The 16,623-nt window shown below is 36.7% G+C and carries 12 protein-coding genes; 6 read left to right on the plus strand and 6 right to left on the minus strand.

Annotated elements, in window-relative coordinates:
- Positions 1 to 41: 41 nt before the first annotated feature.
- Together JR347_RS09515 and JR347_RS09520 are read right to left on the minus strand one after the other, a co-directional pair.
- Complete coding sequence (locus JR347_RS09515; protein WP_205720370.1) at positions 42 to 3,005, minus strand: T9SS type A sorting domain-containing protein; 2,964 nt, start codon at positions 3,003 to 3,005, stop codon at positions 42 to 44.
- A 174-nt stretch (positions 3,006 to 3,179) separates the two neighbouring features.
- Positions 3,180 to 4,535, minus strand: coding sequence for a sensor histidine kinase (locus tag JR347_RS09520; RefSeq protein ID WP_205720371.1), 1,356 nt, complete (start codon positions 4,533 to 4,535; stop codon positions 3,180 to 3,182).
- A 134-nt stretch (positions 4,536 to 4,669) separates the two neighbouring features.
- Between JR347_RS09520 and JR347_RS09525 the strand changes: the two genes are divergently transcribed.
- Entirely contained in the window at positions 4,670 to 5,056 is a 387-nt protein-coding gene (locus JR347_RS09525; RefSeq protein ID WP_205720372.1) for a DoxX family protein, read from the plus strand.
- A 115-nt stretch (positions 5,057 to 5,171) separates the two neighbouring features.
- Here the strand turns inward: JR347_RS09525 and JR347_RS09530 are convergent, their stop codons facing one another.
- On the minus strand, positions 5,172 to 6,533 hold the full coding sequence (locus JR347_RS09530; protein ID WP_205720373.1) for a sigma-54-dependent transcriptional regulator: 1,362 nt from the start codon (positions 6,531 to 6,533) through the stop codon (positions 5,172 to 5,174).
- Between the two features lie 113 nt (positions 6,534 to 6,646).
- On the opposite strand from JR347_RS09530, the gene JR347_RS09535 reads away from it, so the two are divergent.
- Entirely contained in the window at positions 6,647 to 7,105 is a 459-nt protein-coding gene (locus JR347_RS09535) for a MarR family winged helix-turn-helix transcriptional regulator (RefSeq protein ID WP_205720374.1), read from the plus strand.
- Between the two features lie 61 nt (positions 7,106 to 7,166).
- The gene (locus JR347_RS09540; protein ID WP_205720375.1) at positions 7,167 to 7,544 is read left to right on the plus strand and encodes a DoxX family protein; all 378 of its coding nucleotides are present in this window, start codon (positions 7,167 to 7,169) and stop codon (positions 7,542 to 7,544) included.
- Positions 7,545 to 7,581: 37 nt separating this feature from the next.
- Here the strand turns inward: JR347_RS09540 and JR347_RS09545 are convergent, their stop codons facing one another.
- The 3 genes from JR347_RS09545 to JR347_RS09555 all read right to left on the minus strand — a co-directional run bounded on the left by JR347_RS09545 (position 7,582) and on the right by JR347_RS09555 (position 10,611).
- A complete protein-coding gene (locus JR347_RS09545; protein ID WP_205720376.1) occupies positions 7,582 to 9,450 on the minus strand; it encodes a DUF885 domain-containing protein in 1,869 nt (622 codons plus the stop codon).
- 86 nt (positions 9,451 to 9,536) lie between these two features.
- Positions 9,537 to 10,091 (minus strand): YciI family protein, encoded by a 555-nt coding sequence (locus JR347_RS09550; protein ID WP_205720377.1) that lies wholly within the window; start codon positions 10,089 to 10,091, stop codon positions 9,537 to 9,539.
- Entirely contained in the window at positions 10,081 to 10,611 is a 531-nt protein-coding gene (locus JR347_RS09555; protein ID WP_205720378.1) for an RNA polymerase sigma factor, read from the minus strand. The genes JR347_RS09550 and JR347_RS09555 overlap by 11 nt, the downstream gene beginning before the upstream one ends.
- Positions 10,612 to 10,762: 151 nt before the next feature.
- Between JR347_RS09555 and JR347_RS09560 the strand changes: the two genes are divergently transcribed.
- The 3 genes from JR347_RS09560 (at position 10,763) to JR347_RS09570 (ending at position 16,623) form a co-directional block, all read left to right on the plus strand.
- On the plus strand, positions 10,763 to 12,736 hold the full coding sequence (locus JR347_RS09560) for a hypothetical protein (RefSeq protein WP_205720379.1): 1,974 nt from the start codon (positions 10,763 to 10,765) through the stop codon (positions 12,734 to 12,736).
- A complete protein-coding gene (locus tag JR347_RS09565; protein WP_205720380.1) occupies positions 12,733 to 14,055 on the plus strand; it encodes a DUF5723 family protein in 1,323 nt (440 codons plus the stop codon). Before JR347_RS09560 ends, JR347_RS09565 begins: the two co-directional genes overlap by 4 nt.
- Positions 14,056 to 14,196: 141 nt before the next feature.
- Positions 14,197 to 16,623, plus strand: a complete 2,427-nt coding sequence (locus tag JR347_RS09570; RefSeq protein WP_205720381.1) for an ABC transporter permease — start codon at positions 14,197 to 14,199, stop codon at positions 16,621 to 16,623.

Genomic DNA, 16,623 nt, shown 5'->3' on the forward strand with positions numbered 1-16,623 from the left:
TTCGCGGCTTTAACAAGACTACTTTATCCAAAACAACAATCTTAATTTTTAATAAAACGAATCCAACCCGTTCGCTTATTAGATTTTATATTAATTAAGTATGTCCCTTCTTCCAAGAACTGAAGGTTTAGCTTTGTCATGTTTTGGATATCCTTTTTCACAAACATCTTTTTACCTTCTAAGCTCACAATTTGTATATCGAACAACTCGTTTGTAGTAAAGATAACATTGAGTTCATGGCCATTAGTTGGATTAGGATATACCTTCAACTCATTGATAGAAAATGGGCTATCTATGCTTGTTATCGTTTCAACCTGTATTTTTGCCACATTACTAAAGAATTCCTCCTTATCCTGTGCAACTAAATAAATATCATAACTGGTTTGACCGTTTAGCCCACGGACAGTTAATTCAGCAACAGTTTCTGATAAAATGTTTTGTGAGCCATTAAAGATTGCTGGATCGTCAATTGAATTTTTCCCTGCTTTTATTTGCTCTGCAGTCGGAGCAGCATCTCCTTGATCAAGAACGGAGTAATAAATACTTCCATCTCTAGTTGTATTAATATTACATATAATATTAGTAGCATTTATCGTTAATAAAGAGGGATATCCTTCAATAAATTCTATTCCTACAGTAGTGGAAGAAGTTAAGTTATCCATGACAGTATTTATTCCTTCGCCTTCCCCATCTACAGCAACACAAAAAATATCATAGCTACTGTTGATTTCAAGGCCTGAAATAGTAAATTGAATTGGTTCATCTTTTGTAATAACGACATTAGCTGCGTTGGCTACTATTTCATCTAAAGCATTAGTGCCTTCAATTATTTGCTTTTCTGTTGGTACACTGCTTCCTGCAGGTAAAGCTAAATAATACAATATACCTGTTTTGTTTACAGTGGTTTCTAGTTCTAATGATAATGCATTTTGCACAATGACTGTTGGTGAATTTGTAAATTCAACTGGAGTTGAAAGTATAATGTCTTCGGTTCGTAATGTTAAATCTGTTACTACTGCATTAGTAATTTCACAATAATAGTTGCCATAATCAGCCTCTGAAACTGAAGAAATGACATAATCGGATGATGTGGATTTGTCAGATACAGGAGTACCGTTTAAAAACCATTGATATAGATTGTTATCACCAGTAACATTTACATTTAAATTGACAGATTCTCCAATGCTTTTTATTATCATATTTGTATCTACATGAAGATTCTTTTGTGGAGAATAATAAAAATCAATATTACTATTTGTAATATTCTTTTCAATATCTCCAAATTCAATTCTGTTATTATAAATTACTAATCTATAAAAAGATGGTGCTGCGCTAAAATCAGGAATACTAGTTATATCATTCCCGGATAGATCCAATTGATAAAAATTATCCCTTGAACCAAATTCAGAAGGGAATATTCCAGTGAAATTATTATCAGATATATCAATTGCTTGAACATTAACAAGGTCGAGCAACTCATTTGGAATCACTTCTTCAAAATTATTCCCTGAAATTTCTAAATTATATAATCCGGGTATTTTCGACAATGTTGATAGAATCTCACCCTCGAGCTCGTTATCACTTAATCTAATTCCTGTTAGAGTTTGCATTTGGCTTAATTCAACAGGTATTGAGCCTGTTAAATTTGCATTACTTAAATAGAGACCTTTTAAAGCTGTCAGATTGACTATGTCAATAGGAAATTGAGATGGGCTAAAATCATTATTACTTAAATCAAGAAAGGTAAGCTGATTTAATTCCCAAATCACATCCGGAATAGATTCAAAAGAATTGTTACTTAAGTTTAAGTTTGTTAAAGAAGTTAATTCAGAAAAGTTCTGTGGTAGGTTGGTAATACTACAGCCACGAAGATCCAGTCTTTCTAATTTAGTAAGTTTTAAAATTTCAGAAGTAAGAGTTGCATTATTGAAATCATTATTGCCCAAATTCAAGTAGATTAAATTACTTAATTCTCCTATTTGAGTGGGAATTTCCCCATTTAAATTATTAGAAAACAAATTAAGTTCTGTTAGGTTTACTAGAGAGAATAGCTCTTCTGGTAAACTCGTTATGTTGCTGAATGTTGATTCTAAACTCACTAAATTCACTAGCTTGTTAATATCAGGCGGGATACTTGATATTGAAGTTTGGAAAAAATCTATATATTCTAGACTCAATAGATTACCTATTGAGCTTGGAATATCGCCAGATAGAGAGTTGTTGTTGCCAATATTTAAAGATTTTAATGCAGTTAAATTTCCAATTTCTTCTGGCAGAGAGCCGTTTAAATTATTGCCATAGAAATATAGACGACTAACTCTTGAATTATCCCAAGATACTCCTTCCCATTCATAGGGATTGCCGTTTATATCCCACGAGTTGGTCCAATTATCACCATCAGTAGCATTGTATAACGCTACTAATGCATCAACATCGCTTTGGTGGGGAATAGGGTTATTATTAAATTCTCCTACAAACTTCAAAGCGGCAAAGTCATTTTCAATGACGTTTACACCATCATTCTTAAGCATTTTACCTCCGCCATATGGTCCAGCAGCATCACCACTTCCTCCAAATTCTAGCTCAACGTTTTGTCTAAAAACCGCATAGTAGGTCGTGTTTTTATCTAATTCCAAATAATCAAATGTGTAATTGGTATAAGGGAATTCACCATCGGTTTTTGTGGTGCTTTCTCCTACCAGCACTCCTCCACTACCATCATCAAGATTGGCCGTTGTACTGGGTAAGCTACTATATATGTACATAATAGGCGCTTCTGTGCCTCCTGAATAAATCACATTAAAGCTGGTCAAGTAAACAGCATCTTCTGAGGTAATTGTTCCTGAGCCATCTTCTTGAATTGCCGGCTTGAACACCTGCCCACGAATAGTTGAATTACTATTCCCTGTAACATTTTGTGCTATGGTAAAATCTTGAGCTGTTGAAGATATGGCTATACCGATGAAATATAAAATGATTAATGAAGATTGTAATATTTTAGTCATAAATATGGTTGAGCAATTAAATTTTTCGCGAAACTATATTTTAAATAGATTTTTTCCAATCGTTTACAACGGAACTATTTTTAATTTATTAATTTTTATTCCACAATTTCTAATACTAATTGTTAAGGAAATTTTAAGTGGTTCTTATTTTAAAAGAATAAGAAATTAGATCTCTTAATTATTAAAAACCAAATAAAAACTAGTGCCATTTCCTTCCTCCGATTTTACTCGAATATTGCCATTGTGGAGGTGCATGATTTGTTTGGATAAACTCAAACCTATGCCTGAGCCATCTTTCTTGGTAGAGAAGAATGGTACAAAAATTTCCCTAATCTCCTTCTCAGGGATGCCTGCTCCATTATCCGTAACCTCAATCGTCTTTTTACCATTTTCTATGTAAGCTTTTATTACAATTTTTGGGTCTCGTATATTTTGCAAAGCATAGGTGGCATTCTTCACCATATTAATAAGCACTTGCTCTATCAAGGCGCTATCGAGCGTCAACTCGTCAATGCCATCCACTGAATACTCAAAACTAATGTTGTCCTTTTGTAGTTGTGCATGCAGTAAATCGCCAATCGAACCTAAAAACTCCTGTATGTTCACCTTTTCAAGTTTAGGCTTAGCTACTTTGGTGAGTCTGCGGTAATCATCAATAAAAGTGAGCATACCGTTCGATCTACGTTGGATTGTCTTTAATGAGAACAATAAATCTTCAATCGTTTCATCATCCAGCTCAGTTACTTTTTTGGCTTTACCATCAGCTTCAATGACTGACTGCATGGTTTCTGTAAGCGAAGAAATAGGAGTGGCAGAGTTCATGATTTCATGTGTAAGAATCTTAATGAGTTTATGCCAGGCCTCAATTTCTTTTTGCTCAATTTCGCCATGGATATCCTGAAAGGTGATGAGCTTGTATTGCGTATCTAACATCTTTATCAAAACTACATCCACTGAAAGTGTATGGCTTTGACCTTGGATTGATATTTCTATTAATCGCCTGCCAGACTCGTTCATTTCATTAATTTTAGTTGTAAACGAGCGACTCTTTTCTTCCAAAATTCTCCAGTTCTTAATGCCTTTCACACCAAGTATCCGTTCAGCCGATTTGTTCATTAAGGCTATATTCTGGTTATTCTCAAGCGAGATAATACCGATGTTCATGTTATTTACCACCAATCTCAGGTACTCAAACTGAGCCTGCTTCTCAATTTTGGCTTCTTCGTACGACTGAATGATATCATCAAAGGCATCGTGCAGCTCTTCAAAAGATTTGCCAATTTTCGACCTTCTGAAATTGATCGAGAAATCGTTATGTCTAATGGAGAGGATGAATTTCGCCAATTCGCGATTCGTATAATTCACAAATCGGATGAGCTCGTACACCTGTAACACCAGCAGAATAAAAAGAATAATCTGATTAAAGAAGAGGCGGTCATCTCCGAAAATGTAAGCGAGTAGCAATACGGTGATAAGAATAAAACTTATCCGTACAATTACTTTAAAGCTGAACTTTTTAAACAAACTCATTATGTGAATATACAGAAAGAGGTAACTCCAATGCCAATCAAATTGTAATCTGTCCTATAAAATTTGCCGTTCAACATATTTTAATAGCTGACTGAAAAGTTCTACGTATTAGGTGTAGGTAGTAAAAACTTCATATGACAACGAAAAGTAAAATGTGGCTTCGGGGAATAATCATTCTGGTTTTATCGGTACAGTTTCTCGGAGCCGCTTTTGCTAAATTAACAGGCCAAATGTGTGAACATTTTATGGCCAATGGCCTCGGCTACGAGTTTATGATGTTCATTGGGTTATTAGAGGCCATTTCTGTTTTAGGACTTTTTATTCCGGCCACACGAGTTAAAGCCAGTCTCATCCAAATGGCGATCATGTGTGGTGCTATGTATACTCATTTTCAGTCATTTGACGTGTTGATGATCCTCGTAAATATTACCAATATCGGACTTTCTTCAATTGTAATTTGGGCAGAACTGGATAAGAAGTATATGTCGGATGAAATGCTTTTGAAGGGTAACGAGATTTAAAGTCTTTGTCCTCGATAGGACGCGGCAGTCTTCTAATTCAAAGATTGCTTCTTCATTCGCTGCGCTACTTCATCGCAATGACGATTCGAGATCAGTTCTTTGCTCACTGCTCATGCTACCCCAACCCATACTTATTCAACCTACGATACAATGCTGTGCGTGTTAAACCGAGTTGCTTAGCGGTGTTAGTAACATTACCCGCGTTTTCATCCAGCGTTTTCTTGATAAATACTTTCTCCATTTCATCCAGGGTAACGGCATCCTCAGCTGTGTGTGAGCTTGAAGCAGCAGAACTGGAAATAAATTGATCTGCATTATAAATAGTCTTCTCTTCTGACAGAATAATCGCTCTTTCGGTGGCATGCTGCAATTCGCGAACGTTGCCGGGCCAAGGGTATACTTTTAACTTTTCAATAACCTGCTCATCTACCGATATCAACGGCTTCTGATATTTTTTGCAGAATATTTGAATGAAGTGATCAAGTAGTATCGGAATATCTTCTTTTCTTTCCCTTAATGGCGGAAGTTCAATGGCTACCGTGTTGATTCTATATAAAAGGTCTTGCCTGAAAGTACCTTCATTCACCATTTGGTTGAGATTCATGTTAGTAGCTGATAAAAGCCTGAAGTCAACACTTATTTCTTTGGCAGAACCCACTTTATTGATTCTCTGTGTTTGTAAGGCCGTTAGTAATTTGGCTTGCAGAGGTAACGAGAGGTTGCCGAGTTCATCAAGAAAAAGCGTACCATTTTGAGCCATTTCAAAGCGACCCATTTTATCGGCTTTGGCATCAGTAAATGCACCTTTTACATGCCCAAAAAGCTCCGATTCAAAGAGTGATTCGGTGATAGCTCCTAAATCGACATTGATAAACGATTCGTTACTTCTTTTGGAAAGGTCGTGTAAAGCTCTTGCCACCAGTTCCTTACCGGTACCATTTTCGCCTAAAATAAGTACATTGGCATCGGTTATGGCCACTTTGCTTATAAGGTCTTTCACCTTTTCAATGGCGGCAGATGTTCCAATTAAATTTTTGAATGGGTCGTTTTGCTGTTGTACAGCTTTTAATCGGGTAATTTCTTTTTTGGACTTTCTGTGCTGTATGGCGGAGAGAATAGTGCCTAATAGCTTCTGATTTTTCCATGGCTTCAGAATAAAATCTGCTGCCCCCATTTTCATGGCTTTTACCGCTAAATCGACTTCACCATAGGCTGTAATGAGAATGACTATCGCTTCAGGGTCGAGTTCCAGAATTTTTGAGAGGTAATGAAAACCTTCTTCGCCATCATTCACACCCTTTTTGAAGTTCATATCAAGGAGAATGACATCATAATCTTTGATTTCGAAATAGCCGGGAATCTTTTCAGGGTTTTCTTCAATATCCACACTTGAGAACTCCTGCTTCAGAAACATGCGGGCTGTTTCGAGAACATCCCGATCATCATCAACAATAAGTATATTGGCTTGGGTCTTCATTAGATCAAAGATGAAGGTATACTTAGTATTAAGCAACAATAGTGTATCGATTTCGATACACTATTTTAGCTTTGAATGAATGTTATTAGCTTTAACAAAAGCAAATTATTTACATGAGTATAGAGCAGGAATTAAATGTGAAATTCAACAACTCATTTCACAAAAGCATCACCAACCTTTATGTGACCTACAAATGGGTAGATGCTCAGATTAATCCAATTTTTAAAGCATATAAACTACAGGGTCAGCACTTTAATGTAATGAGAATATTACTGGGGAGTAACCCTAAGCCGTTAAGTCCGAAGGCCATTAAAGAGGTAATGATGGATAAGGGGCCTGATTTGACAAGATTGGTTGATAAGCTCGTGGAACGCGATTTGGCGGTACGTGAGTTAAATGCTGAGAATAGGAGAGAGATGTTAATAAAACTTACTGAAAAAGGAGTTGTGCTTACAAAGAAAATCGATAGTGAATTGATGGAAAGAATCGCTTCTATTAAATCTATTAGTGATAATGAAGCGGAGGAATTGAGTAAGTTGTTGGATAAGATGCGAAAAGAAAATAAGAGTTAAAAGAACTATATTTTTTATATTTAAGTTTGTTACAACAAATAAAGTAATAACAAATAAAATTATGAAAAGTAAAATTGTATTTGCCATTAGCCTTTTGTTTGGTTTAATGATGATTAACTCCGGGTTAAATAAGTTTCTGAATTATATGCCCTGGCCTGAGATGCCTGAACCTGCAATGAATTTAATGACTGCCTTTATGGAAAGTGGCTGGGTGTTTCCACTGGTGGCCGTTGCAGAAATTGTTGGTGGTATTCTATTTATTCTTCCGAAGTATAGAGCATTAGGAGCCATTGTATTGTTCCCTGTGGTAGTAGGTATATTTTTATTCCATGCTGTTTTAGAGCCGTCTACCATGCCTGTGGCAATTATTATTCTGGCAATTAACCTTTATGTAATCTATGAAAATAGAGAAAAGTACATGCCTATGATTAAATCGTAAATGTAAGGTTATTGATAACAGGCGGGACTTAATTCATTCAATTAAGTCCTTTTTTGTCTTCGATATAATTATTTACCAACCGTTCTAGTATTGCCAAAGGCACAGCGCCATTGGTGAGTACAACGTCATGAAATTCTCCAAGATCAAAGGCAGAACCAAGTTCGGCCTTTGCTTTTTCGCGTAATTCTAGAATTTTCATCATTCCTATTTTATATGCACAAGCCTGACCAGGTAATACAATGTAGCGTTCTATTTCTGCTGTTACGTCCGAAATAGGCATACCGGTGTAATTTACCATGTAGTTGATGGCTTGCTCTCGTGTCCATCTTTTGCTATGAATACCAGTGTCCACCACTAACCTCACAGCTCTGAAAATATCACCCTGTAATCTTCCCAAATTACCGAATGGATCATTTTCATAAAAACCAAGTTCATACGCGAGTAATTCTGTATATAGTGCCCAGCCTTCTGTATAAGCTGTAAATGGAATTACATTTCTAAACGTGGGTAATCCTTCCAGCTCAGTTTGTATGGCTATCTGAAAATGGTGCCCCGGAATGCCTTCATGATACGCCAGTGTTTTCATCCCATATTTAGGAATATTCTCTACTTCAGCCAGATTAATGTAAAATACACCACCACGGGAACCATCCACAGCTGGTCTTCCATAATAGGCGAGTGCCTGACCATCTTCACGATATTCTTTAATACGTTTCACTTCCAAATCTGCTTTAGGTCGTGTATTAAATGCATCTCCAAGGTTTTGCTCGATATGTTCTATTATGGCCGTATAATCTGCTATAATCTGATTTCTTCCTTCATCGCTATCAGGATATAGAAAGCGCTCCTCATTATTTAATTCTAAAATAATTTCGCCCAGCGTTTTAGTCGTGTCCTGGTACCCTTCCTGATTCAGGATTGCCCTCATTTCTGATGCTATTCGTTTTACTTCTTTCAGACCGATGGAATGAATTTCTTCCGGACTTAGTGAGGTGGTGGTATGAAATCCTACGAGGTATTTATAATATTCCTCCCCATTATCAAACTTCCACACGCCTGCTGAACTGTCCGATTTGGTTTTAAGCTGTACAAAATAGTCCTTAAGCTGGCTGTAAGCACTGAATGCATCATTTCTTACAGCATCTTCTATCTTTTGGAGGTATTCTTCCTTTTCGGAGTCATTTAAATCTTCTATTGATGAAAGCTTTTCTTTAGCGATACTGTATAGCACGTTACCTCTCACTGCATCAATAGAAGCCTCTTTTTCTATTGCCAAAGAATCTCTACCCAAAAAACTATCGAGTTGACCAATGATTTTATCAATGATGTAATTGGGAGGAATCACGCCTTGCTCTTCCCTGATTTTTAATCCTTCAATTACCTGATTAAATTTTGTGTTGAATTTTGACAGTCGGCTGATATAAGCATCCAGATCATCTTTGCTCTCTAGCCGGTGATAGTCTGTTAAGATTTCAGGAAGCTCTGCCTGGACACCAAACATCTGATTTACAGGATAATCATTGTAGAAAAACTCTTTCCTTTTGATTTCTTGCTCTATATACCACTTGAGTATATCGTAGTTTAACTGTTCTTCTTTGGGGAGTGATTCGTAATCATAGCTTGAAAGCGTTTCATAACTATCTTCATACACTTTCATTTGCTCTCGAAGTGCCTCGTCCGAAACATCAGTAAGTTCATCTTTTGTTAGATCATAGAGAACGGGCACACCTAATTGTGTAATGATCTCCGGGTTGTCCAGTGCAAAATTTATAAATACTCGTTCATAGAAATGCCGAATATTAAATGGTTTGAACCAGATAAGATTAACAACCCAAATGATGCCTAGAATAAGGCAAAATAAAACAATACGTTTAAGCCAGGACAACAAGCCAGTTTTTTTAGGCATGTCGATGATTTTTGATGAGTAACGAATTTAAATAAAATCATCCTGAAAAAAAATGCCGGAAATTAAACCGGCATTTGGGTATTTATCTAATCTAGTCTTTCAATCGGCCTCACTTCCACACCACCTCCGTAACCTACATGTGGGTGTTTTTCTGCGATGGCAAGTGCCTCATCAAAATCATTGGCCAGAATGATAAAGTACCCTGATAAGGCACTATTCGAATTTCTGGTACTCTGGTTGCCTAACCACTTGCCGTTATCGGCCAACTTTTCTGCACCACTTAACTTGCCTTTTTCACTCATTTTAATTGCCCAGTTGGTGTATTCCTCAACAAGATCACTCATATTGGCGGCTGCGAATGATTCATTTTCGTATAAGAAAAGGGCGTATTGATTCATGTCTGTTGGCGGTGTAGTTGAGTCCTGAAATGTTGTTCCGATAAATAGTCCGCACACTAAGGCAGTTATTGTTGCTGCGGCCCAATAAATATGTATTTGTTTCATTTTCGTTTCTTTTTTAATTAATTCTAGCTGAATGAGTCGATCAGTCACCTTGTTTTTCAAGCGTTCAGGCGTTTTTATGCCGGCCTTTAAATTCTCCAATGCCTGAATTTCTTTCGGAGTGAGATTATCATTTTTCATACTGATAGTCTTTCATTAATTCCCTCATTCTTTTTCTGGCTTGGAAGAGCTGACTTTTGCTTGTGCCTTCATTGATGTGAAGTATGTCGGCAATTTCACGATGTTTATATCCTTCCAGGTCATGTAATAATAATACCATTCGAAAACCTTGCGGCAGCGCCTTTATCGCTTCCTCTAAATCCATGGAAACAGAAGTATTGGTTTCGGTAGAGTTTTCAAATTGTAATTCACCTATGTCGTCATTTACTTTAAATTTTCGTAAATGGTCATAGTTCTTATTGATCAATATGCGCGTCATCCAGGTAGAAAGTCTTGACCTTCCTTCAAACTTTTCGAGGCTCTGAATTATTACTACCCAGGTTTCTTGAATCAGGTCATGCAGGTAGCTATCATTTCCTTTTGACAGGAAATAAGCCACACGATACAAGGCAGGGTTGCAGTACTCATAAAGCCTGTTAAAACTTTCACTAGACCTGTCCTTTAAAAAGCTTTCTACTAGTTCTTTGTCGGTTGAATTCAAATCCTACAATTTGATCATTAGAGTAAGTAAGATAGTAAATGGTTGTATGATCTCTTGCTTTTTATTTAGTATTACAATGATTGACAAACGGGGAAAGGCTATCAAACAATTAAGAAATATATTATTCTCAATAATCTTAATACAGGGTTGTATGCCTGACGATATAGAGGTGCCTGCATGGGAGGCGGAATTTCTTTTCCCATTAGTGAATGCGGCCTTCAATATAGAAGATGTTACTCTTTCCGATTCGTTATTTTTAAGAGAAGACAGTATTGGAGCTTTAACACTGGTGTATATAAGTAGTGAAGACTCGGTGAGATTGCTGGAGTTGTTTGAGATTCCTGATCAAACATTTGATATCGATTTGCCCGGCATACCCAATACAATTCCAGACTTTGATTTTGGAGGAACGATAGGTTTGCAAGATCTTGGTTTAGAAGCGGGCACTATTATTTCTATTCCACCAATTGATTTTCCTGAACTGCAGTTACCTATTGATATTACTGATGTTTTTATTGAAGCTGAGTTTGAGTCGGGTTTCATAAATTTTTCATTAGAAAATGGATTGCCTGTTACTATTAAATCAGGCGCGGCAGTGATTCTAAAAAATGCTTCTGATAATAGTGAGGTAGCAACACTTCCTGTTATAACCGATATTCTCCCAGGTCAGGTTTACACTTTACCCACGCCTGTTTCACTCAACAATAAAATTGTAGAGGGTAATTTAATGATTGAATTACAAAACTTGTCCACTAATGGAGCTTCAAATGTTGATGTACTGCCAACTGATCAACTGTCTTTAAGTTTTTCAATTGAAGACATAGCATTTCGAGAGGCAACACTTACGGTACCTGCATTCAATTTTGATATTACCGATCAAACTTTTGAATTTGAATTGCCCAACAACGCTCAAATTACTGAGTTGGTAACCAATTCAGGCCTTCTTAGTCTGAACGTTAGCTATGGAAATTCTTTACCAATAACCATTGAATTTGAGTTCCCACATATACGAAATCCTAATGGTATATTAATGCCCGCTATACAATTAGAAAACTCTGCAAATACTCAGGTAGATTTTGCCAACACCACTGCCGACTTAACTTCGAACGGATTATTTAATGCCAATAGCATTGTGCTAAATGTAAATGTCTCTTCTCCCGGTTCGGCCTCACCCATTACAATAGATTTCGAATCCAGAGTAACTGGTGCAATCAGCTTACAAAATCTTAGCATTCATTCTGTATTTGGTTATTTAGGCTATTACCAAGACCTGCTGGAAGGCTTTGCTGAAATTGATTTTTTTGATCAGGTTTCAAGTGGCTCAATCTCTTTTAATGACCCGAAAGTGATTGTAAATATTAGCAATGAATTAGGTGTTACTGTGGGGTTTTTAGACAATCAGGAGCTTTATGTGCGTGCTAGAAACAATAGGCTATTTCCGGGAGTGGAAGTAAATATGAGGGAGTCTTTAACCGATTTCATTATTAATGGAGCAACTTCAGTGGGAGAGAAGCAACAATCTCAACTAGTAATAGGTGGTGCGAATGAACCCTCTTTTGGGGAATTTATTAGCTTGCTTCCAAAACAAGTAGACTATTCATTTCCCATTTTTATTGGAACAGAAAATGTTGATTATAACCAGTTTGTAATAGACACCAGCCAGGTAAAAGGGAATATTCAAATTGAAATGCCCCTTGATCTACAATCTAAAGATTTAACAATTACTGATACGCTGGATTTTGATATAGAAATTGATACGGAGTATGCTGAGTTTATTGAAGGCGTACTAACTAATAAAGTAGAGAATTACTTCCCTCTAGAATTTTTGCTACAGGCCTATTTTATGGATAGTCTATATCAACGGGTAGATTCAGTATTTCTAGAAAAGCGATTAATAAGCCCAGGGGAATTGAATAGTGAAGGCAGAGTAGATACCCCCTTTCGGATTAATTATGAAATTAATGTAGGTAAAGAAAAACTGGAAAATATTAAAAGGGCAAGATACATTCAGCCCGAGTTTGTTTTAAATACTACTTCTCAGGAGCGAGTGAAAATTTTCAACAACACTGTTATTCTCTACAAACTCAATGGCGATTTCCAGGTATTCCTTCCAAATGAATTATGAGGCGATGTTCAATCATATTGGCATTGCTTCTAATGCTGTCCATTTGTACAGTTAGCGCACAAAATAACCTTCAGCTGCAATATGGCTATCGGGGCTCTTTGTCGGGTGCCAAGTTTTTGCCCTCAACACTAGAGTTGGGTAATTATCAATGGCAAATTGGATTTAACTATAAGTTATGGATAGCCAACAGGTCCTTATCATATGGTAACATCAATGATTTTCAAACTAGTGGCAGACTGACTAACGAAGATCTTAACGACTTTATTTCAGAACTTGATAAGGATAATATCATCGGTGTTGGTCAGGATATTATGCTCTTGGGAGTAGCGAGAAAATTTAAGATCAGAAAAAGACCCATCACCTTCTCTTTTGCTATTAATGAGCGTATGTCGGCAAGTTTTAGATACCCCAAAGCCTTGCTACAATTGGCTTGGAAGGGCAATAAACAGTTTGAAAATAAGCCTGTAGATATTGCCGGGTCCTTAGATGCCAGGTATTTTAGGGAATTCTCTCTGGGTACTTCCTTTAAATTAGCCGAGCCTGTAAATGGCCTTAAAATAAGGTTTGGTGCTGCCTTTAAGTACTATCAGGGGTTGGCGGCCATTTACATGCCCAATAACTATTTAATTTTTGAAACGGGCCCAGAAGGCGACTACCTTTCTTTTGATTACAACTACGACATCTTTTTAGCTGGCACTGAGAAATTTTCAGTGACCGATACCAAAGGAGAAGGGTATGGTGGTAGTATTGGAATCACAGCAAAATGGAAGAAAAGATACAGCCTGGATATCGGTTTAAGTGATATAGGTGGAATAACCTACTATACAGATACTCAGAAATTCTCTGATAAAGGATTTGTTTCTTTCTCCGGGCTGTCTCGTGAAGACTTTGACGACCTGACTAATTATGCTGATAGCCTTACCGCAATTTTCGAAAATGAGGTTGTAGAAGGTAATAGCTTTTACATGCCACTGGGAGTGCGATTTCAGGTGCAATTGGCCTATCATTTTTTATATGATAATGAAGCAGCCAATCCCGGTAATTTATTCTTCACTTATATTCAAGGCTTTCAGGAATTACCAGGCGTAACAAGAAGACCCAGATTCTCTTTGGGCTATAATCAACGTTTATGGAAACGATTATATCCGGGTGTAAGCGTCTCGTACGGTGGGTTTAACAATTTGGCCATTGGTGCAATGTTATCCGCCAGATTTGGTAAAACCCGTTTTGGTATTCATGCTGATGATTTTACAGGAGCTATTATACCTAGTCGAGGTACAGGTTTGGGATTTGGTTTGGTTTTTCAATGTTACTTTTAATGTAACGTTTTCATTACATTACAGTGTATCGTTTTTGATACACTCTTTGCAACACATCGAGCTTAATTCCTTGTTTTTAGTAAATTGAGATAGTTTGCCTTAAATGGCATCTATTTTGGCATTCACTATTCAAATTTTGGAATGATGCTCAGAAATTATCTAAAAATCACCCTCAGGAATGTTAAAAAAGATAAGTGGTTTTCGCTTATCAATGTCATCGGATTGACTATCGGTATTGCAGGAAGTTTGCTCATTTATATTCACATCAACCATGAGCTGAGTTATGACAATTTTCATAATGACTCTGATCGGTTGTATCGTATAGTGAGAGCATCTGATAGGTCTGAAGGCAAGGATTACGAACCTAACGTACCGTACCCATTGATAAATTCGCTTCATTCGGATTTTACTCAATTTGAATCAGCAACCTTATATCATAATGATGAGGATGCTACTGCCACTATCGATGGTGAAAAATTTGGCTTTATAAATGGTGTTTTTGCAGATTCGAGCTTCTTTGATGTATTCAATTTCAAAGTTCTAAGTGGTGATCCTAAAAAGAGCTTATCTCAACCGAATTTTATTTTTCTCTCAGAGTCAACAGCTCAGAGACTGTTCAAGGATAAAGATCCTATTGGCAGAAAATTAAAGCTCAATAATTTACTTGAATTAGAAGTGGTTGGTTTGTTTGAAGACATACCTTCTAATACAGAATTTGAATTTGAGTATGTAGTGTCTTACCCATCATTTTCAAGTGAATATTTTGCAGATCTCAACATTGATTCATGGCAAATGAGTGCCGAAGGCTTTGCATTTGTAAAGTTGAAGAAGGGAGTAGACCCAAGTTCAGTTGAATCTCAATTTAAAGAAGTCATTAAAAAATATTTTTCAAATCAAGATGCTGGAAGAAGAAATTACCTGCTACAACCACTCAATGAAATTCATTTCGATCCAAGATGGAATAGCAATGCCACTAATACAACTACGCTGATAACAATAGGTTTAATTGGTGCATTTATACTTCTTGTTGGTTGTGTGAATTTTATTAACCTTTCCACTGCTTTGGCAGTGAGAAAATCGAAGGAAATTGGTGTAAGAAAAACTTTAGGTGCACAGAAATTTCAATTGGTTGTTCAGTTTCTTGGAGAGACGTTCTTAGTAACGCTAGTGTCAGCAATTCTTGCTGTGGCAATAGCTGAGCGGTTAATTCCATTATTCAATAACTATTTCAATACCGAATTATCCTTAAATGTATTGCAAGACTATAACGTACTAGGCTTTGTAGCACTAACCATTTTGATAGTTACTTTCTTGGCCGGAACATATCCCGCTATGGTAGTTTCTGGATTCAACCCTATCAAGGCATTAAAAAACAATATACACTCTCAAAGCGCTAGTTCATTATTTATGAGAAAGGGGTTGATCGTAGTTCAATTTATTATATCCCAGATTTTAATTATTGGAACTATTATCATATCCAGTCAAATGGATTACTTTTTAAATAAGCCATTGGGCTTTGAGAAAGATGCTGTAATAAATGTTCGCATTGGTGAAAACGATGAGCAGAAACAACAGGCTTTTAGGGAAAGGTTATTGCAAAACCCAGCTGTCAAAGAAGTCTCATTTAATATGGCTGCTCCAATATCAGACAATAGCTTCCAAACATTTTTCTGGCCTGCCGATCAAACTGATGAACAAGGCATGCAATTGCAAGTGAAGCCTGCTGATATCTATTATAAAGATACTTATGGAATAGAGCTTCTACATGGAAGATGGTTCTCTGAGTCTGACGAGCAATTGGCTACCAATATTTTCAAAGAAGATGCTGGTGAAAAGGCCTTGGTTTATATTCTTAATGAAACAGCCGTAAATAAGCTCGGTTATGCTAACCTTGAAGATGCAATTGGCACACAAGTAACTTCCGGAGTGGGTGGTATGACTGGCCCAATAATCGGTATTGTCAAAGATTTTCATACAAGTTCTTTGCATGAGGCAATTAAGCCAACAGCCATTGTAAACTTTAGGTTGTTTTATTACAACGCTGGCGTAAAAATCAGTATGCAGAATAGCAGGGAAACAATTGCGCAAATGAAGAACACATTTGAAGAAATATTTCCAAATGAAATATTCGAGTACGATTTTATGGACGATGCAATTGCAGATTTCTATCAGGCTGAACAGCGTGCTTACAACTTACTTGTGGTATTTAGTATGCTCTCGATATTTATATCGTGCCTTGGCTTGCTCGGAGTAATTTCATTTGTAGTTGCACAAAAGAATAAAGAAGTAGGCGTGAGAAAAGTATTAGGTGCAAGTATAGCTAGCCTAGTGATATTATTTACTAAAGATTTTCTTTCACTGGTTATAATTGCTTTCCTAATTGCTGCGCCAATTGCATGGTATTTCTTAGATGGCTGGTTGAATAATTTTGCCTATCAAATAGATATGGAGGTATGGTTCTTTGCCGCGGGTTTTATCCTTTCAGCCATTATCACTTTTATTACCATTGGCTATCAATCGCTCAAAGCGGCTATCTCTAATCCGGTAAATGCACTTAAAGACGAATAA

Source organism: Fulvivirga lutea (assembly GCF_017068455.1).
GTDB lineage: Bacteria > Bacteroidota > Bacteroidia > Cytophagales > Cyclobacteriaceae > Fulvivirga > Fulvivirga lutea.